20 protein-coding genes are annotated in these 26008 nt (G+C 71.0%); 17 read left to right on the top strand and 3 right to left on the bottom strand.

The window, feature by feature from the left end:
- Positions 1–94 precede the first annotated feature (94 nt).
- On the top strand, positions 95–898 hold the full coding sequence (locus HNR67_RS40730) for an SDR family NAD(P)-dependent oxidoreductase (RefSeq protein WP_185008961.1): 804 nt from the start codon (positions 95–97) through the stop codon (positions 896–898).
- Positions 899–978: 80 nt separating this feature from the next.
- Here the strand turns inward: HNR67_RS40730 and HNR67_RS40725 are convergent, their stop codons facing one another.
- The gene (locus tag HNR67_RS40725; RefSeq protein WP_185008959.1) at positions 979–1245 is read right to left on the bottom strand and encodes a GlsB/YeaQ/YmgE family stress response membrane protein; all 267 of its coding nucleotides are present in this window, start codon (positions 1243–1245) and stop codon (positions 979–981) included.
- 201 nt (positions 1246–1446) lie between these two features.
- Between HNR67_RS40725 and dxr the strand changes: the two genes are divergently transcribed.
- From dxr to HNR67_RS40660, 13 genes are all read left to right on the top strand, one after another.
- Positions 1447–2670 (top strand): 1-deoxy-D-xylulose-5-phosphate reductoisomerase, encoded by a 1224-nt coding sequence (dxr, locus tag HNR67_RS40720; RefSeq protein ID WP_185008957.1) that lies wholly within the window; start codon positions 1447–1449, stop codon positions 2668–2670.
- Positions 2671–2691: 21 nt separating this feature from the next.
- Entirely contained in the window at positions 2692–3972 is a 1281-nt protein-coding gene (locus HNR67_RS40715) for a M50 family metallopeptidase (protein WP_221490220.1), read from the top strand.
- 497 nt (positions 3973–4469) lie between these two features.
- A complete protein-coding gene (gene ispG, locus HNR67_RS40710) occupies positions 4470–5630 on the top strand; it encodes a flavodoxin-dependent (E)-4-hydroxy-3-methylbut-2-enyl-diphosphate synthase (RefSeq protein WP_185008955.1) in 1161 nt (386 codons plus the stop codon).
- Positions 5631–5752: 122 nt separating this feature from the next.
- Positions 5753–6589 carry a GNAT family N-acetyltransferase gene (locus HNR67_RS40705; RefSeq protein ID WP_185008953.1) on the top strand — a complete coding sequence of 279 codons (837 nt, stop codon included), beginning with the start codon at positions 5753–5755 and terminating at the stop codon, positions 6587–6589.
- Between the two features lie 312 nt (positions 6590–6901).
- On the top strand, positions 6902–8077 hold the full coding sequence (locus tag HNR67_RS40700; protein ID WP_185011686.1) for a sensor histidine kinase: 1176 nt from the start codon (positions 6902–6904) through the stop codon (positions 8075–8077).
- 30 nt (positions 8078–8107) lie between these two features.
- Positions 8108–8779: a response regulator transcription factor gene (locus HNR67_RS40695; RefSeq protein ID WP_312989238.1), complete on the top strand. Its 672-nt coding sequence runs from the start codon at positions 8108–8110 to the stop codon at positions 8777–8779.
- Positions 8780–8831: 52 nt separating this feature from the next.
- Positions 8832–10643 (top strand): penicillin-binding transpeptidase domain-containing protein, encoded by a 1812-nt coding sequence (locus HNR67_RS40690; RefSeq protein ID WP_185008949.1) that lies wholly within the window; start codon positions 8832–8834, stop codon positions 10641–10643.
- A 153-nt stretch (positions 10644–10796) separates the two neighbouring features.
- Positions 10797–11438: a TetR/AcrR family transcriptional regulator gene (locus HNR67_RS40685; protein ID WP_185008947.1), complete on the top strand. Its 642-nt coding sequence runs from the start codon at positions 10797–10799 to the stop codon at positions 11436–11438.
- Positions 11431–12345, top strand: a complete 915-nt coding sequence (locus HNR67_RS40680; RefSeq protein WP_312989236.1) for an ABC transporter ATP-binding protein — start codon at positions 11431–11433, stop codon at positions 12343–12345. The genes HNR67_RS40685 and HNR67_RS40680 overlap by 8 nt, the downstream gene beginning before the upstream one ends.
- Complete coding sequence (locus HNR67_RS40675) at positions 12345–13955, top strand: ABC transporter permease (RefSeq protein ID WP_185008944.1); 1611 nt, start codon at positions 12345–12347, stop codon at positions 13953–13955. Before HNR67_RS40680 ends, HNR67_RS40675 begins: the two co-directional genes overlap by 1 nt.
- Positions 13956–14037: 82 nt before the next feature.
- Positions 14038–14895, top strand: coding sequence for a type I methionyl aminopeptidase (map, locus tag HNR67_RS40670; RefSeq protein WP_185008942.1), 858 nt, complete (start codon positions 14038–14040; stop codon positions 14893–14895).
- On the top strand, positions 14892–16430 hold the full coding sequence (locus tag HNR67_RS40665; protein WP_185008940.1) for a cobyric acid synthase: 1539 nt from the start codon (positions 14892–14894) through the stop codon (positions 16428–16430). The genes map and HNR67_RS40665 overlap by 4 nt, the downstream gene beginning before the upstream one ends.
- A 118-nt stretch (positions 16431–16548) precedes the next feature.
- Positions 16549–17019: a DUF5994 family protein gene (locus tag HNR67_RS40660; protein ID WP_221490218.1), complete on the top strand. Its 471-nt coding sequence runs from the start codon at positions 16549–16551 to the stop codon at positions 17017–17019.
- Between the two features lie 45 nt (positions 17020–17064).
- Here HNR67_RS40660 and HNR67_RS40655 read toward each other — a convergent pair whose 3' ends face one another.
- A complete protein-coding gene (locus HNR67_RS40655) occupies positions 17065–17868 on the bottom strand; it encodes a dienelactone hydrolase family protein (RefSeq protein WP_185008937.1) in 804 nt (267 codons plus the stop codon).
- A gap of 325 nt (positions 17869–18193) precedes the next feature.
- Between HNR67_RS40655 and HNR67_RS40650 the strand changes: the two genes are divergently transcribed.
- The gene (locus tag HNR67_RS40650) at positions 18194–22189 is read left to right on the top strand and encodes a discoidin domain-containing protein (protein WP_185008935.1); all 3996 of its coding nucleotides are present in this window, start codon (positions 18194–18196) and stop codon (positions 22187–22189) included.
- An 85-nt stretch (positions 22190–22274) separates the two neighbouring features.
- Here the strand turns inward: HNR67_RS40650 and HNR67_RS40645 are convergent, their stop codons facing one another.
- Positions 22275–23141 carry a LysR family transcriptional regulator gene (locus HNR67_RS40645; RefSeq protein ID WP_185008933.1) on the bottom strand — a complete coding sequence of 289 codons (867 nt, stop codon included), beginning with the start codon at positions 23139–23141 and terminating at the stop codon, positions 22275–22277.
- Positions 23142–23274: 133 nt separating this feature from the next.
- On the opposite strand from HNR67_RS40645, the gene HNR67_RS40640 reads away from it, so the two are divergent.
- Complete coding sequence (locus tag HNR67_RS40640; RefSeq protein ID WP_185008932.1) at positions 23275–24240, top strand: SMP-30/gluconolactonase/LRE family protein; 966 nt, start codon at positions 23275–23277, stop codon at positions 24238–24240.
- Between the two features lie 15 nt (positions 24241–24255).
- A complete protein-coding gene (locus tag HNR67_RS40635) occupies positions 24256–26001 on the top strand; it encodes an amidohydrolase (RefSeq protein ID WP_185008929.1) in 1746 nt (581 codons plus the stop codon).
- Positions 26002–26008 lie beyond the last annotated feature (7 nt).

Genomic DNA, 26008 nt, shown 5'->3' with positions numbered 1-26008 from the left:
GCGTCGCCTGTTTCACAGGGTGCTCCTGACCATCGGCCCATGACCCCGGCCGGTGACCGTGGTATTGCTCTCGGTCATGACAAGGGTGGCGGTGGTGACCGGCGCGGCGTCCGGCATCGGACGGGCGATCGCGACGGCACTGGTCCTGCGCGGCGACACGGTCGTGGTCACGGACCTCAACGGGGACAAGGCGAAAGAGGTGGCCGAGCGGCTCACCGGGCACGGGCCGGGACAGGCGAGCGCGGCCCAGCTCGACGTCACCGACGCCGCCGCGGTCGGTCAGGTGGTGCACGCGGCGCGCGCCGAGCACGGCAAGCTCGACCTGATGATCAACAACGCCGGGGTGATCATCGCGGGCGCGGTGGAGGACCTCGGTCTTGAGCACTGGGACCTCGCGGTGAACGTCAACCTGCGCGGGGTCATCCACGGCGTGCACGCGGCCTACCCGATCATGCTGGAGCAGGGGTCCGGGCACATCGTGAACATGGCCTCGGTGGCCGGGCTGGCCCCGTTCCCGATGATCGCGCCGTACGCGGCCACCAAGCACGCGGTGGTCGGGCTGAGCAAGACGCTGCGTGCCGAGGCGGCCGCTCGCGGGGTCAGGGTCACCGTGGTCTGCCCCGGCATGACCAACACCGGCTTCACCCCCAATCCCGGCCTGCCGCCGGTGCCCAGCGCGCAGCGGATCACCGCCCTGGAGAGCAAGGGACCGGCCTTCCAGCCCGAGCAGCTGGCCAATGCCGTGCTGCACGGCATCGACCGGAACAAGGCCGTGGTCATCGCCCCTGGCAGCGCGCACCTGGTCAGCGGGCTCTACCGGCACTTCCCCCGGCTGGCCGACCGGGCCGGGCAGTGGCTGGCCAAGGCGGCCGCGCAGCGCGGAGTGATCAAGTCCTGACGCCGGAGCGCAGACCCTGAACAGCGCGGAAGCCCGGGACGACGACGCTGTCCCGGGCTTCCGCGCGTTCGGCTCAGTGGCTAGGCCGCTGTTTTCTTCCCGACGACGACCCGGTAGATCGCGAGCACGATCACCGCGCCCAGGATCGAGAGCAGCCAGGTGCGGAGATTGAAGAACGAGCCGGTGTCGGTGTTGAAGATGAGCCGGCCGACGAAGCCGCCGATGACTCCGCCGACGATGCCGATCAGCATCGTGACCAGGATTCCGCCGGGGTCGTTGCCGGGCATGATGGCCTTGGCCAGCGCACCTGCGATGAGACCGACCACGATCCACCCGAGGATACCCACGAGACTCTCCTTCCAGCCGGTCGCGCCGAGGGGCGGCGCGACTCGCGTTGCGCACTGACAGAGTTACCCGGCGCTTCGGCTTTCACACCCTGTTGCTGATCACTCGTCTGAGCGCCGATGCCCGAGGATGGCTGCATGGTCCTGCCGCGCGCGGCGGACCGCACTTCCGGATCAGGGAGAATGACCGTGATGGAGTACCGAATGCCCACTTCCGAGTCACAGCGTTCCGTCATTCTGCTCGGCTCGACCGGGTCGATCGGCACCCAGACGCTGGATGTCATCCGTCGGCACCCGGACCGTTTCCGGGTGGCCGGGCTCGCCGCGGGTGGCAGCGACGCCGCCACGGTGGCCGCGCAGGCGCTGGAGTTCGACGTGCCCGTGGTCGCGCTGGCGCGGGCGACCTCCGTGGAGGACCTGCAGCTCGCGCTGTACGCCGAGGCGCAGCAGCGCGGGTTCGAGCGCGGTGAGCTGCGGCTGCCGCGGATCCTGGCCGGGCCGGGCTCGATGGTCGAGCTGATCAAGGGCAACCCGGCGGACGTGGTGCTCAACGCGATGCCCGGCTCGCAGGGCCTGGCCCCGACGCTGGCCGCGCTGGAAAGCGGCGCCGTGCTCGCGCTGGCGAACAAGGAATCGCTGGTCGCGGGCGGTCCGCTGGTCACCAAGCTGGCCAAGCCGGGGCAGATCGTGCCGGTGGACTCCGAGCACTCCGCACTCGCCCAGTGCCTGCGTGGCGGGCGGGCCAGCGAGGTCGCCAAGCTGGTGCTGACCGCCTCCGGCGGCCCCTTCCGCGGGCGCACCAGGGAGCAGATGGCCCAGGTCACGTTGGAACAGGCGATGGCGCACCCGAACTGGTCGATGGGCCCGGTGATCACCATCAACTCGGCCACCATGATCAACAAGGGGCTGGAGCTGATCGAGGCCCAGCTGCTCTACGGCGTGCCCTATGACCAGATCGACGTGGTGGTGCACCCGCAGTCCATCGTGCACTCGATGGTCACCTTCAGTGACGGCTCCACGCTGGCCCAGGCCAGCCCGCCGGACATGCGGCTGCCCATCGCGCTGTCGCTGGCCTGGCCGGACCGGCTCACCGACGTGGCCCCGGCCTGCGATTTCAGCCTCGCCCAGTCCTGGACCTTCGAGCCGGTGGACGACTCCGCGTTCCCCGCGGTCGCGCTGGCCAGGGCGGCGGGCACGGCCGGTGGCTGCATGCCCGCGCTGTACAACGCGGCCAACGAGGAGGCGGTCGCCGCCTTCCGCGCCGGTGGCCTCGGCTTTCTGGACATTGTGGACACGGTGGCCCGGGTTGTGGATGAGGGCAACCAGTGGTCCGCCGAACCGTCTACCGTTGACGAGGTGCTGGCAGCCGAGGACTGGGCCCGGACCCGGGCGAAGGAACTCCTCGGCGTGCCGGCCAAGGCCGAGTAAGCAGAACGAGGAGTCACCTAGATGATGTTCGTGCTGGGCGTCCTGATCCTGGTGTTCGGGATCCTGTTCTCCATCGCCTGGCACGAGCTGGGCCACCTCAGCACGGCCAAGCTGTTCGGCGTCAAGGTCACCCAGTACATGGTGGGCTTCGGTCGCACGCTGTGGTCGAAGAAGGTCGGCGAGACCGAGTACGGCATCAAGGCGCTGCCCTTCGGCGGCTACATCCGCATGATCGGGATGTTGCCGCCGCTGGGTGGCGGCAAGCTGGGGCGCAGCCGCAGCACCGGCATGTTCTCCTCGATGGTCGACGACGCGCGCAGCGCCTCGGCCGAGGAGGTCCGCCCCGAGGACGGTGACCGCCAGTTCTACCAGCGGAAACCGTGGAAGCGGATCATCGTCATGTTCGCCGGCCCGTTCATGAACCTGATCCTGGCCGCGGTGCTGTTCTCCATCGCGCTGATGGGCTTCGGCAAGCTGACCCAGACCACCACGGTGGCCAGCGTGAGCAAGTGCGTGGTGCCGGCCACCCAGCAGACCCAGGACTGCCCGGCGGGCGCCCCGGCCGCACCGGCCGGCGCGGCCGGTTTCCAGGCTGGCGACAAGATCCTCGGCTTCAACGGCAAGCCCGCGGAGAGCTGGGACTCGGTCCGGCTGGACATCCGGGCCGCGGCGGGCAAAGAGGTCGACGTCGTGGTCGAGCGGGGCGGGCAGCAGGTCACGCTCAAGCCCAAACTGATCGCCACCGAGATGCCCGACCTGGACGATCCGAAGAAGAACGTCACCGTCGGCTTCCTCGGCCTCTCACCCACCGCCGAGGTGCGCACCATGGGCGTGGTGGGCGTGGTGCACGAGATCGGCGGGCTGCTCGGCAAGGCGGCCACCGCCATCGTGCAGCTGCCGCAGCGGGTCCCGGCCCTGGTCAGCGCGGTCTTCGGCGGTGAGCGGGACCGCAACTCCCCGGTCGGCATCGTCGGCGTGGCCCGCATCGGCGGCGAGATCGCGGCCGCCGACATCCCGGCCAGCCTGCGGATCAGCGCAATGATCAACATCCTGGCCGCGCTGAACCTGTCCCTGTTCCTGTTCAACATGCTGCCGATGCTCCCGCTGGACGGCGGCCACATCGCGGGCGCGCTGTACGAGTCCGTCCGCCGCGGCGTGGCCAAGCTCCGCCGACGCCCGGACCCCGGCCCCTTCGACGTCGCCAAGCTGATGCCGCTGGCCTACGCCGTCTCCCTGGTGATCATCGCCTACGGCGCCCTGGTCCTGGTCGCCGACATCATCAACCCGGTCCGCCTCGGCTGACCCGGCTTCGCCCGCCCGCCAGAGCCGCACCGCGGCCCTGGCGGGAAAACCCCATCAGAGTGTTGGCCGTTCTTGTACGCAGTGTTGGCCGTTCTCGTACACCGCGTTGGCCGTTGTCGTACCGCCGCCGGCCGGAGCAGACGAGGTCGGCCGCTCGGCGCAGGCGAGCCCGACCTGCGCCGGATCGCCCGCTCACCTGCCGTTGACCGGCCGCACACGTGACCCTCGCCCCTACCCCGCCAAGATCACGTTCCGGCCAAGTATCCTTGCGGTGAAGTCAACCGGCAGTTGTGATCACATCCCATACAGCCTTTCGGGAAAGACAGAATCGATCCAACTCACAGTTTGGGCGGCAGACTTGTGACTCTGCGTAGATGCGTGCGCGGTGAATCTCGTTACACTTCCGTCCGTGGGGTGGTCTACCTGACCCCAAGGGAGAACTTCCCTGTCGCGTAAAGTAGTCAATACCGGCCGACCCTATGGGGAGTTGAACAAAGATGACCGTTGACGGTGTCATGCTCGGCATTCCGGCGATGCCTCCGCCTGTGCTGACCGAGCGCCGCAAGACCCGTCAGCTCCAGGTGGGCAAGGTGGGTGTGGGTTCCGACCACCCCGTGTCCATCCAGTCCATGACCACCACGCTGACCTCTGACGTCAACTCGACCCTGCAGCAGATCGCCGAGCTGACCGCCGCTGGCTGTGACATCGTGCGGGTCGCCTGCCCGTCACAGGACGACGCGGAGGCGCTCCCGGCCATCGCGAAGAAGTCCGGTATTCCGGTGATCGCGGATATCCATTTCCAGCCGAAGTACGTATTCGCCGCCATTGACGCCGGCTGCGCCGCGGTCCGGGTCAATCCGGGCAACATCAAGAAGTTCGACGACAAGGTCGGGGACATCGCCAAGGCGGCAAAGGACGCGGGCATCCCGATCCGGATCGGCGTCAACGCCGGGTCGCTGGACCCGCGCCTGCTGGAGAAGTACGGCAAGGCCACGCCTGAGGCGCTGGTCGAGTCGGCCCTCTGGGAGGCCTCGCTGTTCGCCGAGCACGACTACCACGACATCAAGATCTCGGTGAAGCACAACGACCCGGTCGTCATGGTCCGGGCCTACGAGCTGCTGGCCGAGCAGTGCGACTACCCGCTGCACCTGGGCGTCACCGAGGCGGGCCCCGCCTTCCAGGGCACCATCAAGTCCGCGGTGGCCTTCGGCGCGCTGCTCTCCCGCGGCATCGGCGACACCATCCGGGTCTCGCTCTCCGCCCCGCCGGTGGAGGAGATCAAGGTCGGCACCCAGATCCTGCAGTCGCTCAACCTGCGCCCGCGCAAGCTGGAGATCGTCTCCTGCCCCTCCTGCGGTCGCGCCCAGGTGGACGTCTACACCCTGGCCGAGCAGGTCACCGCCGGTCTGGAGGGCATGGAGGTGCCGCTGCGGGTGGCGGTCATGGGCTGTGTCGTGAACGGCCCCGGCGAGGCCCGCGAGGCCGACCTGGGTGTCGCCTCCGGTAACGGCAAGGGCCAGATCTTCGTCAAGGGCAAGGTCATCAAGACCGTGCCGGAGTCGCAGATCGTGGAGACCCTGATCGAGGAGGCCATGCGGATCGCCGAGGACATGGAGCCCGTCGAGGGCGCCGCGCCCGTGGTGACCGCCGCCGGCTGACCCCCCGGTCAACCGCCAATCGGCGAGTCCGTCATCCCCCGGTGAACTCTTTGTGAACCGGGGGATGACGACCATTGGGTGACGGTGTGCCCTCCGCCGGGTGTGTTTGGCAGACTTGCGGGGTGCTGAAGCTTGCCGGGGCTCGGCTGCTCGAGGAACGCGACCTGCGAGCGGTACGTGCTGCCCTCGACGCCGACCCCGTGGCAGCGTGCATGGTCGCCTCCCGGGTCGAGATCGCCGGTTGCGATCCCTGGCGGCTGGGCGGTGAACTCTGGGGCTTCGGCGGCAGGCTGGACGGCCTCTGCTTCTCCGGCGCCAACCTGGTGCCGCTGGCCGGTGACTTACCCGCGATCAAGGCCTTCGCCGACCGCGCGCTGCGCCGTCGCCGCGGCTGCTCCTCGCTGGTCGGACCGGCCGAGCAGGTCATGCCGCTGTGGGAGGAACTGAACCCGGAGTGGGGCCCGGCCCGCGAGGTGCGCGAGGACCAGCCGCTGATGGCCATGGCCGACGCCCCGGTGATCGCGCCCGACCCGCTGGTCCGCCCGGTCCGCCCGGATGAGCTGGACCGCTACCTGCCGGCCGCGGTGGCCATGTTCATCGAAGAGGTCGGCATCGACCCCCGCGCCGACGACGGCGGGGTGAGCTACCGGGCCAGGGTCGCCGAACTGGTCGCCAGTGGGCGCGCGTTCGCCCGGTTCGAGGACGGCGAGGTCGTGTTCAAGGCCGAGATCGGCGCCATGTCCGCGCGGGTCGGCCAGATCCAGGGCGTCTGGGTGCATCCGGACAAGCGCGGCAGGGGACTGGGCACCACCGGCACCGCCGCGGTGGCCGATCGGCTGGTCCGCGGCCTCGGCCGGGTGGCCAGCCTGTACGTCAACGCCTACAACGCGCCGGCCCGTGCGGCCTACCAGCGGATCGGCTTCAACCAGGTCGGGCAGTTCAGCACGATCCTGTTCTGAACAGTTGTAATGACACAACTGTGCTGAAAAAAGAAGGCAATCGTCCCGGCCGGGCTCCGAGTCGGGGCCCATCCGTACTCGACCCGACCGGGACGACTACCCGAGCTGGTGGTCCCACCAACCCCCAGGCGGCAGGAACACCGGCAATCAAGCTATGCCCTGTGCGGAGCGTGGTCGTCGCACTCCCAACCGACTTTTCCCACCAACTCGGGTGGTAGCCCGGCCCGGGTCTGCAACTTTTGCGGTATGCCGGATGCCATGCGCAAGTACGGCGCGACACGCTCCGGCGCGCACTACCGTTGGTCCGTGCGCATGATCAGATCGGTGGTGCGCTGGGCCCTGGCGCTGCAACCGCAGGTCGCCGACTCGATCGTGGCCGCGGCCGTCACCGGCGTCGCCCTGCTGTTGGTCCATCGGGACCCCCCGTTCGGCGTAGGTCCGCTGACCGAGGTCACCGTCGGGCTGGTCGTGCTGTCGGTGCTGCCCACCGCCTTCCGCAGGCTCGCCCCGGTGCCGGTGCTGCTGCTGACCAGCGCGGGGTACTCGGTATACGGGATCTGCGGGTACCCCGATGTGATCAGTCCGTTCGGGGTGTGGCTGGCCCTCTACACGGTGGCCGTGCACCGGCCGCCCCGGTTGTCGGTGCCGGTGATCCTGACCGTGGTCCCGCTGATGCTGGCGGTGCTCGCCGTGGCCAGGGACTCCTGGCTCACCCTGCTGCAGGGGATCCTGCACGCAGGCGTGGCCTGGCTGCTCGGCGCGAGCAGGCACAGCCTGACCCAGCGCAACCGGCAGCTGGCCGAGCTGGCCGTGGAGATGCACGCCGACCGGGAACGGCAGGCCCAGCGCGCGGTCACCGAGGAGCGGGTGCGCATCGCCCGCGAACTGCACGACGTGGTCGCGCACCACATGTCGGTGATCTCGGTGCAGGCCGGGCTGGCCCGCTACGTCTTCGACACCGACCCGGCCACCGCGAGCACCGCGCTGGGCACCATCGCCGACACCAGCCGGGAGGCCCTGGACGAGATGCGCCGGGTGCTGGCCGTGCTGCGACTGCCCGCCGACGACGACGCGCCGGAGCCTGAGTTCGACCCGCAGCCCGGCCTGGACCAGATCGAGACCCTGCTGGAACGGGTGCGCGCGGCCGGGGTGCCCGCCGAGCTGGTGGTCACCGGCGTGCGCCGCCCGCTGCCGCCCGGCCCGGACCTGTGCGCCTACCGGGTGGTGCAGGAATCGCTGACCAACGTCATCAAGCACGCCCTGCCCGCCGCGGCCACCGTGCACCTGGAGTACCGGCCGCGCGAGCTGGTCGTGCGGGTCGTCGACGACGGCGACGGCGCGGGGGTCGGCGGCCCGGCCTCGCCCGGCCACGGCCTTGCCGGAATGCGGGAACGATCCCGGCTGTACGAAGGTAGCCTCTCCGCTGGTGTGCGCGCGCACGGCGGGTTCGAGGTGGAGCTGCGACTTCCGCTCCCGCCGCTGGAATAGCCACCGGGGCGACTGGGGATGAGGTGCGCAGTGACGACCACCGTCCTCGTCGTGGACGACCAGGTGCTGGTGCGCGCCGGTTTCGTCGCCCTGATCACCGCCGCCCCAGGGCTGGAGGTGGTCGGCGAGGCGGCCAACGGCCAGGAGGCGATCGCGCTCTCCGCCGCGGTCACCCCCGACGTGGTGCTGATGGACCTGCGCATGCCGGGGATGAGCGGGGCCGCGGCCACCGGGCGGATCCTGGCCGAGCAGTCGGGGCACAAGCCGAAGGTGCTGGTGCTGACCACCTTCGACCTGGACGAGTACGTCTACGCCGCGCTGCGTGCCGGGGCCTCCGGCTTCCTGCTCAAGGACACCCCGCCGGAACGCCTGCTCGCCGCCATCCACACCATCGCGGGCGGGGACATGCTGTTCTCGCCCAACATCACCCGCAAACTGGTCGAGTCCTACGCCAACCGCGGCACCCAGACCTGGGAGCCGATCCCCGAGCTGTCCCCGCTGACCAGCCGCGAGGTCGAGGTGTTGCGCCTGGTCGGGCGCGGGCTGACCAACGGCGGCATCGCCGAGGAGCTGGCGGTCAGCGAGGCCACGGTGAAGACCCATCTCAACCGGGCGATGGCCAAGCTGAACCTGTCCAGCCGGGCCCAGGCGGTGGTGGTGGCCTACGAGACCGGCCTGGTCACCCCGGGGCAGCGGCGCTGAGGAGGCCGCCCTTCATCCTGGGTTGACACGGGTGCGCGGCATACTGGCCGCCGTGTCCGCTCACCGAGTCGTAGGCGTCACCGCAGTTCTGGTCCTCGCACTCCCGGTCGCCGGTTGCGGCCTCTTCGGCGCCGAACCCAAACCCGAGGACTCGGCCAAGACCTTCCTGTCCGCCTTCGCCGGTGGCGACACCACCACCGCCGCGAACAGCACAGACGAGCCAAAGCCCGCCAAGGAACTGCTGGACCGGGTGCGGGCCGCGCTGAAGCCGACCGCGGTCAGCACCACCGTGCAGCAGACGCTGGTAGCCGCGGACGACTCGACCACGGCGAGTGCCAGCTACGATGTGAAATGGGATCTCGGCGCCGGTCGCACCTGGGCCTACCAGGGCAAACTGGAGTTGCGCCGCACCGAGAAGACCTGGCGGGTGCACTGGGCGCCCAACGTGATCCACCCCAAGCTGCAGCCCCAGCAGACCCTCGCGCTGCGCGAGCAGCAGCCGCAGTTGGCCCCGATCCTGGACCGGGACGGCGGCGCGCTGCTCAACCCGGAGAAGGTCGTCGTGGTGCTGCTGGACCGCAAGTCCGCCGGCGACCTGCCCAAGACCGCGGGCGCGCTGGCCGCGGCGGTGTCCCGCTTCGACAAGTCGATCACCCAGCAGAGCGTGACCGACGGCGCGAGCAAGGTGCCCGACGGCCAGGCATACACCGTGGTCAGCCTGCGCGACGCGGACTACCAGCAGGTCAAGGGCGCCATCTACGACCTGCCGGGGGTCCGGTTCAGCAGTCAGTCCCGGCTGCTGGCACCGGCGGGCAAGGAGTTCGCCTCCCAGGTGCTGCCCGGGGTGCGCAAGACGGTGGAGGACCAGGTCGCGGGCACCGCGGGCTGGCGGGTGGTGACCCTCAACGCGGGCGGCAGCGAGGTCGAGGCCCTGCAGGAGCAGCAGGCCCAGCCGGCCAAGGCGGTCACCCTGACGCTGAGCCGCGGCGTGCAGGCCGCGGCCGAGGACGCGCTGGAGCCGATCAAGAACCAGGCCATGCTGGTCGCCTTCCAGCCCTCCACCGGCGATGTGCTCGCGGTGGCCCAGAACGCCGAGGCGGACAAGGGCGGCTCGCTGGCGCTGACCGGCAACTACCCGCCCGGCTCCACCTTCAAGGTGGTCACCGCGGCGGCCGCGTTGCAGGCGGGCGCGGCCACTCCGGACACGGTGCTGCCCTGCCCAGGCACCTGGACCCTGCAGGGCCGCAAGATCCCCAACAACGACGAGTTCGACCTGGGCAACGTGCCGCTGCACCAGGCCTTCGCCGCCTCCTGCAACACCACCTTCGCCGAACTGGCCAGCAAACTGCCCGCCGACTCGCTGACCAACGCGGCCAAGCAGTTCGGCGTCGGCGTGGACTTCGACCTGGCCGGGGTGCGCACCCTGACCGGCAAGGTCCCGCCTGCCGAGCCGGTGGTGGAGCGGGCCGAGGACGGTTTCGGCCAGGGCAAGGTGGTCACCACCCCGTTCGGCATGGCGCTGGTCGCGGCCACCGCGGCCCGTGGCTCGATGCCCACGCCGAACCTGCTGCGCGGCACCGAGACCAAGGTGGTCGGCGGCATCCCGGCCCCTGCGCCTGCCATCGGCGACCAGATCCGGCCGATGATGCGCGAGGTCGTCGTCAGCGGCACCGCGAAGAAGCTGAACCGGCTCGGCGAGGTGCACGGCAAGACCGGCACCGCGCAGTTCGGCGACGGCACCCACTCGCACGGCTGGTTCATCGGCTTCCGCGGCGACCTGGCCTTCGCGGTGCTGATCGTGGACGCGGGCACCTCCGGCCCGGCGGTGGACGCGGCGGCCCGGTTCCTCGGCGCGGTGCGCTAGCGGCCATTCGGCCACCTCCCACCTCTCGCGCCGACGATCGCCTGCCGCCGGCTCGCATCCTTTGCCGCGCGAATCGTGCTGGACGGGTGACTACACGTGCGTGTAGCTTCCTTCTCATCCGAGTAGTCAACTACTCCCTTGAGTAGGCAACGCATGTCGTCAGCCACACCCGACCCAGCCGACCTCACCGCCAGGGCCCGCATCCGCGACGCCGCCATGCGGCACTTCGGCGAACACGGCTTCGACGCCGCGACCATCCGCGGCATCGCCGAGACCGCGGGCGTCTCCTCCGGTCTCATCCGGCACCACTTCGGCAGCAAGCAAGCCCTTCGTGAAGCCTGCGACCAGCACCTCGTCGCCCTGATCCGCCGCCTCAACGACGAGGTCCGCGCCGACCCGTTCGGCGGTGAGGTCAACCAGGTCGCCCTCGCGCGCGCCGCCATGGGCCCCTACCAGCGCTACCTCGGCCGGGCGCTGGCCGAGGGCGCGGCGACCGCCGTGTTCGACGAGATGGTCGCGTTGAGCGAGCAGTGGATCGTCGATGGCGACGCGCGGCGATCCGACCCGCCCGAGGTGCAAGCCCGGCCGCGGGCCGTGGTCGCCACCGCGATGGCGTTGTCCGTCGCCGTCCTGCACGAGCAGATCTCGCGTGGGCTGGGTGTCGAGGTGTTCAGCCCGGCGGGCGATGAGCTGCTCGCACGCACCCTGCTGGAGATCTACTCCCGTCCCATGCTCACCCCGGCCGAGGCCAAGCTGGCCCGCGCCGCTCTCGATCGGAGCCGCCCCGGTGACTGACGCCATCTCGGTGACCGGCCTGGTGAAATCCTTCGGCCGGATCCGCGCGCTCGACCAGCTCGACCTGCGGGTCCGCACCGGTGAGGTGCACGGCTTCCTCGGCCCCAACGGCGCGGGCAAGAGCACCACGATCCGCATCCTGCTCGGCCTGACCCGCGCCGACGCCGGCCGGGCCCGGTTGCTCGGCGGCGATCCGTGGGCCGAGGCGACCGAACTGCACCGCCGCCTGGCCTACGTGCCCGGTGACGTCACGCTGTGGCCCACCCTCTCCGGCGGCGAGGTCATCGACCTGCTGGGCAGGCTGCGCGGCGGGCTGGACCAGCGTCGCCGCGCCGACCTGCTCGACCGCTTCCAGCTCGATCCGCGCACCAGGGGCCGCGCCTACTCCAAGGGCAACCGGCAGAAGGTGGCGCTGGTGGCCGCGCTGGCCTCCGACGTGGAGCTGCTGGTGCTGGACGAGCCGACCTCCGGCCTGGACCCGCTGATGGAGGAGGTCTTCCGCGAGGTGATCCGCGAGGAGCAGCGGCGCGGGGACCGGACGGTGCTGCTTTCCAGCCACATCCTGACCGAGGTCGAGGCGCTGTGCGACCGGCTCACCATCATCCGCGACGGCCGTGCCGTGGAGACCGGCGCCCTGGCTGAGCTGCGGCATCTCACCCGCACCTCGGTGCAGGCCGAGCTGTCCGGACCGCCGGCGGGGCTGGCCGGGCTGGCCGGTGTGCACGATCTGCGCGCCGACGGCAGCCGGGTGCGGTTCACCGTGGAGACCGCGGCGCTGGATCCGGTGCTGCGCGCGCTCACCGCGATCGGCGTGCGTGGACTGACCTGTCAGCCGCCCACCCTGGAGGAGCTGTTCCTCCGGCACTACGACCGGGCGCGGCCCGCCGGGCCCGAGGTGGCGAAGTGATGACGACACTGACCGGCGCCGGCCCCCTGCTCCGGCTCGCCCTGCGCCGCGACCGCCTGCTGCTGCCGGTGTGGGTGCTCTTCCCCGCGGTGATCCCGGTGGTGTTCGTGGCCGCCTTCACCACGGCGTTCCCCACCCAGCAGGCGTTGCGGGAGTACGCCGAGACCAGCGTGCACAACACCGCGTTCACCGTGACCTACGGCGCCCTGCACGGGTCCGGTCTCGGTGAGTTGATCGCCTGGCGGGCCGGGTTCGTGCCGGTGGTGATCGGCCTGTTCACCCTGCTCACCGTGCTCCGGCACACCCGGTCGGAGGAGGAGGCCGGGCTGCGCGAGTTGATCGGCGCGACCGCGGTGTCCCGGCACGCGAACCTGATCGCCGCCCTGCTGCTGGCCGGCGCCGCCAGCCTGGCGCTCGGCCTGTTGTCGGCGCTGGCGATGATCAGCCAGGGGCTGGACCCGGCCGGATCGCTGGCCTATGGGCTCGGGCTGGCCGGCGCGGGCTGTGTCTTCGCCGCCATCGGCGCCGTCACCGCCCAGCTGACCACCGGCGCCAGCGCCGCCCGCGGGATCGGGATCGTCGTCCTGGGCGGCGCGTTCCTGCTGCGCGGCGTCGGCGATGTCAGTGCGGGCGCTGGTGGCGGGCTTGGCTGGCTGAGCTGGTTGTCCCCGGTCGGCTGGCCCGGTCAGCTCCGCGCGTTCAGCGGTGAGCGCTGGTGGGTGCTGGCGCTGTTCGCACTCGCCGTGGTCACGTTGACCGCGCTCGCCCTCGCCCTGTCCCAGCGCCGGGACCTGGGCAGCGGCCTGCTCCCACCGCGTACCGGACCGGCCGGGGCGGCCGCCGGCCTGCGGTCCCCGTTCGCCCTGGCCTGGCGGCTGCACCGAGGGGCGCTGGCCGGCCGGGCCGCGGGCTTCGCGGTGGTCGGCTTCGGGCTGGGCGCGATCGCCGAGGCCATCGGCGAGCTGATGAACAACAGCACCCCCGCCGCGCGTGCGGTGCTGGCCCGGATCGGCGGGCCGGGGCCGGTCATCGACCAGTACCAGGCGGGGCTGATGACCATGCTCGGGGTGGTCGCGGCCGGGCTGGCGATCCACACCGCCCTGCGGGCGCGGGCCGAGGAGCGCTCCGGGCGCGCCGACCCGCTGCTCGCCGGGCCGGTGCACCGCCTGCGCTGGGCAGGCGGCCACCTGGTCTTCGCCCTGCTCGGCCCCCTGCTCTGGCTGGCCCTCTTCGGCGCCGCGCTTGGCCTGGCGCACGGGCTCAACACCGGCGAAGTCGGCCACGAGTTGCCCCGCTCGTTCGCCGCCGCGCTGGTGCAACTGCCCGCGGTGTGGCTGTTCGCCGCGCTCGCGTTCGCGCTGTTCGGGTGCCTGCCGCGGCTGGCGGGCGGCGCGTTCGCGGTGCTGCTGACCAGTCTGCTGATGGGCTGGCTGGGCGGCGAACTCAAGCTGAGCCAATGGGTGCTGGACCTCTCGGTGTTCGAGCACATCCCGCGCCTGCCGGGCAGCGCGGTGTCGGCGGCGCCGCTGCTGGTGCTGACCGCGCTGGCCGCGGCACTGGGCCTGCTGGGCCTGCTCGGGCTGCGCCGCCGGGATCTCTCGCTCGGTTGAGTCCGTCACATCGCTCCGCCACCGGGCCGTTCTCCGGCCGGTCCGGTCCGCGCGACCAACCCGGCGTCGTAGTCTGGAGGGCATGCCCGTCCGTGCCCCACTGAAGCCCGGCCAGCTCTCGCCGCGGCGTCCCGTGCCCGCTCACATCGATCGTCCCGAGTACGTGGACAAGCCGGCGCCCCAGCGCAACACCGATCCGTGGGTGCAGCCGCCGGAGATCATCGAGGCCATGCGGGTGGCCGGGCGGCTCGCGGCGCAGGCACTGGCCGAGGCTGGCAAGGTGTGCGTGCCGGGGGCGACCACGGACGAGGTCGACGCGGTGGTGCACGAGTTCCTCTGCGACAACGGGGCCTACCCGTCCACGCTGGGCTACCGGAACTACCCGAAGTCCTGCTGCACCTCGCTGAACGAGGTCATCTGCCACGGCATCCCGGACACCACGGTGATCGAGGACGGGGACATCGTCAACGTCGACGTCACCGCGTTCATCGGCGGTGTGCACGGCGACACCAACGGCACCTTCCTGGCAGGCAACGTGGCCGAGGAGGCCCAGCTGCTGGTCGAGCGGACCAGGGAGGCCACCCACCGGGCGATCAAGGCGGTCAAGCCGGGCCGTCAGATCAACGTGATCGGCCGGGTCATCGAGGCATACGCCAAGCGGTTCGGCTACGGCGTGGTGCGCGACTTCACCGGGCACGGCATCGGCCGCTCCTTCCACAGCGGCCTGGTCGTGCTGCACTACGACGAGCCCAGCATGGACACCGTGCTGGAGCCGGGCATGACCTTCACCATCGAGCCGATGATCACCCTCGGCACCATCGACTACGACATGTGGGCCGACGGCTGGACGGTGACCACCAAGGACAAGAAGTTCACCGCGCAGTTCGAGCACACCGTGCTGGTCACCACCGACGGTGTCGAGATCCTGACCCTGCCTTGACCGGCGGTGGCCTGCTGATCGCGGGCACCACCTCCGACGCGGGCAAGAGCGTGCTCGTCGCCGGGCTGTGCCGCTGGCTGGCCCGGCGCGGGGTGCGGGTGGCGCCGTTCAAGGCGCAGAACATGTCCAACAACTCGGTGGTCACCGCCGACGGCGGCGAGATCGGCCGGGCCCAGGCGGTGCAGGCGGCCGCGGCCGGGCTGGCGCCCTCGGTGCGGTTCAACCCGGTGCTGCTCAAGCCCGGCAGCGACCGCAGCTCGCAGGTGGTGTTGCTGGGCAAGGTGATCGGCGAGGTCACCGCGCTGTCCTACCGCGAGCGCAAGACACACCTGGCCGCCACCGTGCTGGCCACCCTGGACGGCCTGCGCGCCGAGTACGAGGCGGTGATCTGCGAGGGCGCGGGTTCGCCAACCGAGATCAACCTGCGCGCCAACGACATCGCCAACATGGGCCTGGCCAGGGCGGCCAACCTGCCGGTGCTGGTGGTCGGCGACATCGACCGCGGCGGCGTCTTCGCGCACCTGTTCGGCACCCTGGCCCTGCTCGACCCGGCGGACCAGGCCCTGGTCAGCGGCTTCGTCATCAACAAGTTCCGCGGCGATCCTGCCCTGCTCGACCCTGGTCTGCGTCAGCTCACCGCGCTCACCGGCCGCCCGGTGCACGGTGTGCTGCCCTGGCGGGAGGAACTCTGGCTGGACGCGGAGGACTCGCTCTCCTACGCCGCCGACGGCGTGGTGGGCCGTCCCGCCGCGCCGGTCGGCGAGCAGTGGCTGCGGGTGGCCGTGCCGCGGCTGCCCCGGATCTCCAACGCCACCGACGTCGAGGCCCTGGCGAGCGAGCCCGGCGTCTCGGTCCGCTTCGTCACCGAGCCCTCCCGGCTGGCCGACGCCGACCTGGTGGTCATCCCCGGCTCCAAGTCCACCGTGGCCGACCTGGACTGGCTGCGCCGCACCGGACTGGCCGAGGCCATCACCCGGCACGCGGCCGCGGGCCTGCCGGTCACCGGCATCTGCGGCGGCTACCAGATGCTGGCCCGCAGCCTGCACGATCCGGTCGAGTCCAAGGTGGGCACGGTCGACGGCCTCGGCCTGCTCGACCTGGACATCGAGTTCCACCCGGCCAAGACCCTGGCCAACCCCACCGGCGCCGCGCTGGCGCACCCGGTGCGCGGCTACGAGATCCACCACGGCCGCCCGGCCCGCCGCGCCGAGGACCTCGCCCCGCTGATCACCCTGCCGGACGGCACGGGGGAGGGCGCGCTGCACGGGCCGATCGCGGGCACGCACTGGCACGGCCTGTTCGAGAACGACGGGTTCCGCCGCGCCTTCCTGCGCTGGGCCGCGACCCGCGCGGGTCGCACCGGCTTCAGCCCGGCCCCGGACACTGATTTCGCCGCCGCCCGCGCCGCCCAGCTGGACCTGCTCGGTGACCTGGTCGCCGACCACCTGGACACCGGCGCGGTGCTCCGCCTGCTGGATTCCGGGGCGCCGCAAGGACTCCCGGCCATCCCGCCCGGAGCACCACCCGGTAGCTGAGGCGAGGGCGTAGAGTGCGGGTACCGGAGGCAGGCCGAATTTCAGCGTTCTCGCTGAGCAAACCTCGGGCGTACGCCGAACCCGGCGCCTGAGCGCTGCCGGAGATGGGATGACCGACATGACGTCGGGATCCACGCAACGCCAGGACTTCCAGCCCCCAGCCGCCGGCGCCGTGCAGCACGAGTCCCGGGTCCAGGTGAAGCCGGTGGACGCGAGTCCCGGCTTCCTCGACGGTGGCTGGTGGCCCAACAGCATGGACCTCACCAGGGGCCTGCCCGCACTGCTGGCCGCGCTGCGCGAACGGCTGGGCCCGGTCACCAGGGTCACCTACCACCTGGAGCACTGGCTGCCAGCGCCCCGGCGGCTCACCGTCGGCGGCCGGGTGGTGCGGCTGGAGGGCTACCGCTCGCCCGATCCGCGCACCATCACGGTGACCGGCCAGACCGGGCAACGGCTGGTGCTGCTGGTGGTGCCGCCGGAGACGACCGAGGCCGAGGCGCGCCGGGTGCTGGACCTGACCGCCGGGCCGGACAACCGGGACAGCGCCGCGAGCCTGCTCGGTGTGATCAGCCAGGCCGACCAGCACTGACCACCGCCACCCGGGGTGCCCGGCGCCCGCCGGACCACCCCGGGGTCAGCCCAGCCGCTCGTGCAGGAACGCCACCACCTGCGCCCGCGCGGCCAGCGCCGCGTGCCCGTCCCGCTCGCGGACCTCCCTGGTCAGCACCGAATGCGCGTTCTTCTTGAAGCCGTCCGGATTCCCCGGCCGCGAGTCCAGTTCCACCACCCGGAACGCCTCGCCCAGCCGGTCCTTCAGCGTCTGGAACCGCTCGCCGGGCGCCATCCAGTCCTCGCTGAACCGCAGCCCCATCAGGCACAGCCCGGACTCCACCGTGCGCGCCGCGATCCTGGCCAGCTCCGCCTCCGACATGCCCGGATCAGCCTTGCGCTTGGCGCCCAGCGGCAGTGGCAGTGACGGCTGGCTGCCCACCGGGGCCAGCACCACGTCGTCCACCGCGGCGGCCAGCGCGAACCCGCCGGTGAAGCACATGCCGATCACGCCGACGCCGGGTCCGGGGGTGCGGGCGGCCAGGTCCCTGGCGACCGCGCGCAGGTAGTCGCTGAACGGCCGTTTCGCGTTGGTGGCGAAGGCCCGGAACTCCGCGGACACACACGCCTTGGCCACCACCGGCAGTCCGGTGCGGGTGCTCTCCGGCACGCCAGGGGTGCCGAAGGCGGACACGATCAGCACGGTGAACCCGTTGTCCACCAGGTGATCGGCGAAGCCCAGCACCGAGGGCGTCATGCCGGGGATCTCCGGCAGCAGCACCACACCGGGGCCGCTGCCCTTCTCGTAGCAGTCATAGGTGGAGCCCGCCGCGGTGAACGGCGCGCGCCGCCACCCGGTCAGGTCCGTCTCCGGCGCCCCGGCGGTCATGGCAACTCCTCGATGTGGTCGGACCCGGCCCGCCGCAGTCTCGCGAGCTTGATCACGGTTGTACACCAGCGGCGGGGCGGCCGTTCGCGCACAGCGCGCTGACCCGCCGCTGCTCCATTCGGCGGTTTGCTGTCACGTTCCAGAACCAAGCCCTGCCGAGCCGTTGACGCGGCCGTAGCCCGTCTGTAACTCTTGCCTCCCGCCGCGCAAAATCATGACATTGCACCGGTAATTCCGTACAGAGTCCCGTGAATTCCTGCGCAACGCCGCGCATGACCTCCTCCCTGGCTGCCCTGCCGTGGGGATGAGAAACAAGAGGACCGCAATGAGAGTGCAGCGCTCCCTGTCCCGACCCGTCGCCTTATTGACCACGTTGTGCCTGGTCATCCTGGGTGGCCCCGTGGTGGCCACCGCCGCACCCGCCGCCGATCTCGCGATCCGGCAGCCGGTGGCGGCCAGCAGCGCCGAGGCCGCGCACACCGCCCGCGCCCTCACCGACGGCGACCAGGGCACCTACTGGCAGAGCGCGGGCGCCGCGCTCCCGCAGTGGGCCCAGGTGGACCTCGGTAGTGAGTCGGTGATCGACCAGGTCAAGCTCAAACTGCCGGCAGGCTGGGCCAAACGCACCCAGCAGCTGGCCGTGCAGGGCAGCAGGGACGGGGTCGGCTTCGACACCCTGCTCACCTCCCGCGCGCACACCTTCGACCCGGCCACCGGCAACGCGGTGACCATCGACCTGCCCGCGACCACCACCCGCTACCTGCGCCTCGAGGTCAGCGCCAACTCCGGCGACCGGGCCGCGCAGCTGGCCGAGGTCGAGGTCCGCAGGGCCACACCGTCCACAGTGGACATCGCGGCGGCGGCCACCTTCAGCGCGAGCAGCCAGAACCAGAACTACGCCGCGGCCAACGCCGGTGACGGCAACGCGGGCAGCTACTGGGAAAGCGCCAACAACGCCTTCCCACAATGGATCCAGGCCGATCTGGGCGCCTCGATCAGCGTCAACCGGCTGGTGCTCAAACTCCCGGCGAACTGGGAGACCCGCGCGCAGACCCTCACCGTGCGCGGCAGCGAGAACGGCAACACCTTCACCGATCTGCTGGCCAGCCGGGCGCACACCTTCAGCCCGCAGGCGCAGAACACGGTGACCATCACCTTCAACGCCACCACCACCCGGTATGTCCGGCTGGAGATCACCGCGAACACCGCCTGGCCCGCCGCGCAACTCGCCGAGTTCGAGATCTACGGCCCCACCAGCGGCGACACCCAGGCCCCCACCGCGCCCGGCGCGCTGGCCTACACCCAGCCAGGGGTGGACCAGATCCGGCTGACCTGGACCGCGGCCACCGACAACGTGGGCGTCACCGGCTACGACATCTACGCCAACAACACCCTGCGCAGCAGCGTGGCCGGGAACGTGCTGACCTACACCGACACCCAGCCGGTGACCGCCACCGTCACCTACCACGTGCGGGCGCGCGACGCCGCGGGCAACGCCTCACCCAACAGCAACGCGGTCACCCGCACCGGCACCGACACCGGCACCAACCTGGCCCAGGGCAAGCCGATCACCGCCAGCTCGCACGTGCACACCTTCGTCGCGGGCAACGCCAACGACAATGACGTGCGCACCTACTGGGAGGGCGGCGGCTACCCGAACACGCTCACCGTGTCGTTGGGCGCCAACGCCGATCTCACCTCGGTGGTGCTCAAACTCGACCCCAGCTCGGCATGGGGCCGCCGCACCCAGACCCTGGAAGTCCTTGGCCGGGACCAGGGTGGCGGCGCGTTCACCCCGCTGGCCGCCTCCGCACAACACGTCTTCGACCCCGCCACCGGCAACACGGTGACCATCGGCGCCCGCGGCCGGGCCGCGGACATCCAGCTCCGCTTCACCGGCAACACCGGCGCGCCAGCCGGTCAGGTCGCCGAGTTCCAGGTGCTCGGCGTGCCCGCGCCGAACCCCAACCTGACCGTCACCGGCAGCTCCTGGACCCCGGCCACCCCGGTGGAGACCGATCCGGTGCGCCTGAGCGCCACCGTGCGCAACGCGGGCAGTGCCGCCGCGGGCGCCACCAGCGTCGGCTTCTACCTGGGCGAGACCAAGGTCGGCACCGCCGCCGTCGGCGCGCTGGCCGCCGGTGCGAGCAGCACCGTCACCGCCGACGTCGGACCGCGCGACGCGGGCAGCTACCCGTTGACCGCCAAGGTCGACGAGGACAACCAGGTCGTCGAGCAGAACGAGACCGACAACAGCCACACCAACGCCAGCCAGCTGGTCGTCAACCCGGTGTCCAGCTCGGACCTGGTCGCCGCCGCGGTGAGCTGGACCCCGAACAACCCGTCCCCGGGCGCCGCGGTCAACTTCTCGGTGTCCATCCGCAACCAGGGCAGCATCGCCTCGGCCTCGGGCGCGCACGGCATCACGCTGAACGTGCTGGACGCCAACGGAAACGTGGTTCGCACCCTCACCGGCGCGCACAACGGCGTGATCACCCCGGGCAGCACCACCGCCCCGGTGAACCTGGGCAGCTGGCCGTCCGCGGCCGGACGGCACTCGGTCCGGGTCGTGCTCGCCGACGACGCCAACGAGCTGCCGGTCAAGCGCGCCAACAACACCAGCACCCAGGCCCTGTTCGTCGGCCGCGGCGCCAACATGCCGTACGACATGTACGAGGCCGAGGACGCGGTCACCGGTGGCGGCGCCTCCGTGGTCGGCCCCAACCGCACCATCGGCGACCTCGCCGGTGAGGCATCCGGCCGCCGGGCGGTCACCCTCAACAGCACCGGCAGCTTCGTCGAGTTCACCACCAGGGCCGCCACCAACACCCTGGTGACCCGCTTCTCCATTCCGGATTCGGCAGGTGGCGGCGGCATCGACGCCACCCTCAACGTCTACGTCAACGGCCAGCCGCACCAGCCACTGAACCTGACCTCCAAGTACTCCTGGCTCTACGGCGCGGAGGCCAGCCCCGGCAACTCGCCGGGCGCGGGCTCACCCCGGCACATCTACGACGAGGCGCACCTCAAGCTGGGCAGCACCATCCCGGCCGGCAGCAAGATCAGGCTGCAGAAGGACGGCGGCAACAGCACCAACTACGCGATCGACTTCATCAACACCGAGCAGGTCGCACCGATCGCCAACCCGGACCCGGCCAAGTACGCGGTGCCAACCGGATTCGGCCACCAGGACGTGCAGAACGCGCTGGACAAGGTCCGGATGGACACCACCGGCACGCTGATCGGGGTGTACCTGCCCGCCGGTGACTACCAGACCAGCAGCAAGTTCCAGGTCTACGGCAAGGCGGTCAAGGTCACCGGAGCCGGGCCGTGGTTCACCCGGTTCCACGCACCGTCCACACAGGACAACACCGATATCGGCTTCCGCGCCGAGGGCACCGCCGGTGGCTCCTCCTTCGCCAACTTCGCCTACCTCGGCAACTACACCTCGCGGATCGACGGACCCGGCAAGGTGTTCGACTTCAGCAACGTCGCCGACATCGTCATCGACAACATCTGGAACGAGCACATGGTGTGCCTGTACTGGGGCGCCAACACCGACCGGATCACCATCAAGAACTCCCGGATCCGGAACATGTTCGCCGACGCGATCAACATGACCAACGGCAGCACCGACAACCACGTGGTCAACAACGATTCCCGGGCCAGCGGCGACGACAGCTTCGCGTTGTTCTCCGCGATCGACGCCGGTGGCGCGGACATCAGGAACAACGTCTACGAGAACCTGACCTCCACGCTGACCTGGCGGGCGGCCGGTATCGCGGTCTACGGCGGCTACGACAACGTCTTCCGCAACATCTACGTGGCCGACACCCTGGTCTATTCGGGGATCACCATCTCCTCGCTGGACTTCGGCTATCCGATGAACGGGTTCGGGCCGGGACCGACCAGGTTCGAGAACATCTCCATCGTCCGGGCGGGCGGCCATTTCTGGAACGGCCAGACCTTCCCCGGCATCTGGGTGTTCTCCGCCTCCAAGGTCTTCCGCAACATCCGGGTGTCCGATGTGGACATCATCGACCCGACCTACAGCGGCATCATGTTCCAGACCAAGTACACCGGCAGCTCGCCGGAGAACCCGATCACCGACACGGTGTTCACCAACGTCTCCATCTCCGGGGCACGCAAGAGCGGTGACGCCTTCGACGCCAAGTCCGGGTTCGCCCTGTGGGCCAACGAACTGCCCGAACCCGGTCAGGGTCCGGCGGTCGGCTCGGTGACGTTCACCAACCTGCGGCTGTCGAACAACCACACCGACATCCGCAACACCACCTCCACCTTCACCATCAACCGCAACTGATCAACCCAGTCGAACGGGCGCGGCCGTGTGCACTCCGGCCGCGCCCGTTTCCCTGTGTGGCAACGACTTCGGCCCACCAAGCACTTCAGCGCAGCAACGCGGTGAACACCGCCCGGATCCTCGGCAGGTTCTCCCGGCCGCGCCGGGTGGCCAGGTGGATCGAGTTGGTCACCGGCTTGGCCGGGTGGTGCAGCACGGTGAGCACCCCGGCGGCCAGGTCGTCCTCGACGAAGTAGCGCGGCAGCACCGCTAGTCCGGCCCCGGCCCGCACCGCGGCGGCCACCGCGCGCACATCCGGCACGGTCAGCGCGGGCGCGGGCGGGCGCAGCCCCCAGCATTCCCGGAAGTACCGGCGCGCCATCGGCATCTCCTCGGCGTACCCGGCGAAGGGCCTGCTGTCCTGCCGCGGGTCGTACGGCGGCTCCCCGGCCCGGCCCACCAGCACGAACTCCTCGTCCAGGAAGTGCACCAGGTACAGCTTGCGGGTGGGCGCGCCGCCGACCTGGGTGAGCACCGCGATGTCCAGCTCGTCCCGCAGCACCGCTGGCACCAGTTCGGCGGCCAGCCCGGTCCGGCAGCGCACCAGCAGCCCGCTGGCCAGCACCGGCGGCAGTGCGGGCACCACCAGCGCGGCCAGCGCGTCGTGCGGGGCGCCCAGGAACACCATCGCCGCCTGCCCGTCCCCGGTCGGGCGCAACGCGTCCACCGCGCGTTCCAGCGCGTCGATGTGGTCGGCGATCTCCGCGGCCAGTGCGTGCCCGGCCTCGGTGGGCTCGATGCCCCGCCCGGCCTTGACGAACAACGGCCGTCCGGCCACCGCCTCCACCGTGCGCAGGTGGTGCGAGACCGAGGGCTGGGACAGCGCCAGCGCGTCCGCGGCCTTGGACACCCCGCCGGTGCGGTAGACGGCGAGGAAGGAGCGCAGCGCCACGAGTTCGGCCCGGGTGGACATAGCAACAGCGTAGATGGGTGACCCTGGACACCGTAAGTTTCCTGATGGGTCGACCAACGCATCGAGATGGCCCGGAGCGCACCGGGACGATTGACTCGGAGGCACAGAACTTCCTGTCCCCCAAGGAGATTCGATGCTTCGTCGGACCATCGCCGCCCTGGTTATCGGTTCCCTGTCGATGCTCACGCCGACGGCTTCGGCCGCGCCACCGCGGAGTACCTTGACCGCCCTGCCCGGCAACGAGGTCTTCCCGGAGAGCATCGCGGTCGATCAGCGCACCGGCGTCTACTACGTCGGCTCGGTCAAGGACGGCACCCTCTTCCGCGGCAGGGTCGGCAGTCCCGAGGTCACCGTGTTCTCCCCGGCGGGCGCGGACGGCCGCACCATCGCCAACGGCCTGGCCCTGGACGGCGACCGGCTGATCGTGCTCGGCCGCCAGACCGGCAAGGTGCACGTCTACGACACCCGCACCGCCCGCCTGGTGACCACCCTGCACAACGGCGAGCCCAGCACCTTCCTCAACGACCTCACCGTGCACCCCGGCGGCGGCTACTACGTCACCGACTCGATCAACCCGTGGCTGTACCGGATCCAGCGCACCGGGGACGGCTACCGGCTGGAGAAGTTCCTCGACTTCACCGGCACCCCGCTCACCTACACCACCGGCGCGGGCGCGGCCGGGATCAACGTCAACGGCATCGTGTCCACTTCGGACGGTCGGCACCTGATCGTGTCCAAGCGCAACGAGAACGCCCTCTACCGGATCACCCTTGCTACTAAGCACGTCGTCAAGATCGCCACGCCGCCGGGCGCCCTGGAAACCCAGGACGGCCTCTTCCTCACCGGCCGCACCCTGTACGCCGCACAGAACCTGCCGCGCAACGTGGCCGTGCTGCACTTCGCCGCCGACTACGCCTCGGCCACCCTGACCGGCCACCTAGGCGACCCGAGTCTCCGCTTCCCGACCGGCGTCGTCCGGCACGGCAACCGGCTCCTCGTGGTCAACGCCCAGTTCGACTCCAAGGGCAGCCCCGCCGCCGTGACCGGCCCCAACCCGCCGGTCCTGCCCTTCGGCGTCACCACCCTGCCCCTCACCTGAGCCGAGGAATTCCCTGTGTCCGAACACGAACTCACCCGCCGACAGGCCCTCACCGCCGGACTCGGCGTCGCGGCGGCAGTCACCCTCGCCAGTACCCTCGGCCCGGCCACCGCCAGCGCCCGCCCTGCCCCCGGCGCCCCCGCCGACCTGGTGCTGCGCAACGGAAAAATCACCACCCTCGACCCCAACCGCCCCCGCGCCGGCGCACTGGCCATCCGCGACGGCCGCGTCCTGGCCGTCGGCGCGGACGCCGCCACCCACATCGGCCCGCGCACCCGGGTGCTCGACCTGCGCGGCCGCCGGGTGGTGCCCGGCCTCAACGACTCGCACACCCACATCACCCGCCAGGGCCTGAGCTACACCAACGAACTCTCCCTGGCCGGGGTCCGCTCGGTCGCCGACGCGCTGCGGATCCTGCGTGCCGAGGCCGCCCGCACCCCGGCAGGCCAGTGGATCCGGGTGGTCGGCGGGTTCAGCCAGTTCCAGTTCGCCGAACAGCGGCTGCCCACCCTGGCCGAGCTGAACGCGGCCGTGCCGGACACCCCGGTGTTCCTGCTGCACCTCTACGACCGCGCCCTGCTCAACCAGACCGCGCTGCGGGTGCTCGGCTTCGACAAGAACACCCCGGAACCACCCGGCTCCCAGATCCAGCGCGACGCCGCGGGCAACCCGACCGGCCTGCTGATCGCCAATCCCAACGCCACCCTGCTCTACGCCACCCTGGCCAAACTGCCCAAGCTCGACCCGGACAGCCAGTACCGCTCCACCCGCGCCTACCTGCGCCACCTCAACGTCCGCGGCGTGACCAGCGCGAACGACGCCGGCGGTGGCGGGCAACGGTTTCCGGAGGATTATTCGGTGGTGGACCGGCTGCACGCGGAGAACAGGCTCACCGTGCGGATCGGCTACCACGTCTTCACCCAGCAACCCGGCGCCGAACTCGCCGACTACCAGCGGATGGCCAAGCTCACCCACCCCGGCGCGGGCGACGACTTCCTGCGGATGATCGGCGCGGGCGAGCTGCTCGTCTACTCGGCCAGCGACTACGAGACCTTCTTCCAGCCCCGCCCCGACCTGCCCGCGACCATGGAATCCGAACTGGCCAAGGTCCTGGAGTTCCTGGCCGGGCAACGCTGGCCGTTCCGGCTGCACGCCACCTACGACGAGTCGATCAGCCGGTTCCTGGACGTCATCGAACGCGTGCACACCCCCGGCACCCGGTTCGTGCTCGACCACGCCGAGACCATCTCGCCACGCAATATCGACCGGGTGGCCGCCCTCGGCGGTGGCATCGCCATCCAGCACCGGCTGGCCTTCCAGGGCGAGGCGTTCGCCCAGCGCTACGGCGCGGCCGCCACCCGCGACGCGCTGCCGGTCAACCGGATGCTGCGGGCCGGGATCCCGGTCGGCCTCGGCACCGACGCGACCAGGGTGGCCAGCGACAACGTCTGGCAGGCCCTGCACTGGCTGCACACCGGCCGCACCGTCGGCGGGCACACCGTGCTCGGCCCGGACTCCCGGCTCTCCCGCGAGGACGCGCTGCGCAGGCTGACCGTGGGCAGCGCCTGGTTCACCGGCGAACAACAGGTCAAGGGCAGCCTCGCCCCGGGAAAGCTCGCCGACCTGGCGGTGCTGTCCGAGGACTACCTCACCGTGCCCGCGCCACGCATCCCGGCGATCACCTCGGTGCTCACCGTGGTCGGCGGCCGGATCGTGTACGGCGCGGCCGAACACGCCGCCTTCGACCCGGGTCTGGGCTGACTCCCAG

It is taken from the genome of Crossiella cryophila (assembly GCF_014204915.1).
Taxonomy (GTDB): Bacteria; Actinomycetota; Actinomycetes; order Mycobacteriales; family Pseudonocardiaceae; genus Crossiella; species Crossiella cryophila.
The sequence above is the reverse complement of the archived record's forward strand: the minus strand, read 5'-3'. Positions and strand labels throughout refer to the sequence as shown.

Bases quoted from the DNA above. Each gene is read 5' to 3' on its own strand.
- map (WP_185008942.1), top strand. From the start codon at position 14,038: ATGCCCGTCCGTGCCCCACTGAAGCCCGGCCAGCTCTCGCCGCGGCGT.
- HNR67_RS40700 (WP_185011686.1), top strand. From the start codon at position 6,902: ATGATCAGATCGGTGGTGCGCTGGGCCCTGGCGCTGCAACCGCAGGTC.
- HNR67_RS40645 (WP_185008933.1), bottom strand. From the start codon at position 23,141: ATGTCCACCCGGGCCGAACTCGTGGCGCTGCGCTCCTTCCTCGCCGTC.
- HNR67_RS40650 (WP_185008935.1), top strand. From the start codon at position 18,194: ATGAGAGTGCAGCGCTCCCTGTCCCGACCCGTCGCCTTATTGACCACG.
- HNR67_RS40715 (WP_221490220.1), top strand. From the start codon at position 2,692: ATGATGTTCGTGCTGGGCGTCCTGATCCTGGTGTTCGGGATCCTGTTC.
- ispG (WP_185008955.1), top strand. From the start codon at position 4,470: ATGACCGTTGACGGTGTCATGCTCGGCATTCCGGCGATGCCTCCGCCT.
- HNR67_RS40675 (WP_185008944.1), top strand. From the start codon at position 12,345: ATGACGACACTGACCGGCGCCGGCCCCCTGCTCCGGCTCGCCCTGCGC.
- HNR67_RS40655 (WP_185008937.1), bottom strand. From the start codon at position 17,868: ATGACCGCCGGGGCGCCGGAGACGGACCTGACCGGGTGGCGGCGCGCG.
- HNR67_RS40660 (WP_221490218.1), top strand. From the start codon at position 16,549: ATGACGTCGGGATCCACGCAACGCCAGGACTTCCAGCCCCCAGCCGCC.
- HNR67_RS40685 (WP_185008947.1), top strand. From the start codon at position 10,797: ATGTCGTCAGCCACACCCGACCCAGCCGACCTCACCGCCAGGGCCCGC.
- HNR67_RS40640 (WP_185008932.1), top strand. From the start codon at position 23,275: ATGCTTCGTCGGACCATCGCCGCCCTGGTTATCGGTTCCCTGTCGATG.
- dxr (WP_185008957.1), top strand. From the start codon at position 1,447: ATGCCCACTTCCGAGTCACAGCGTTCCGTCATTCTGCTCGGCTCGACC.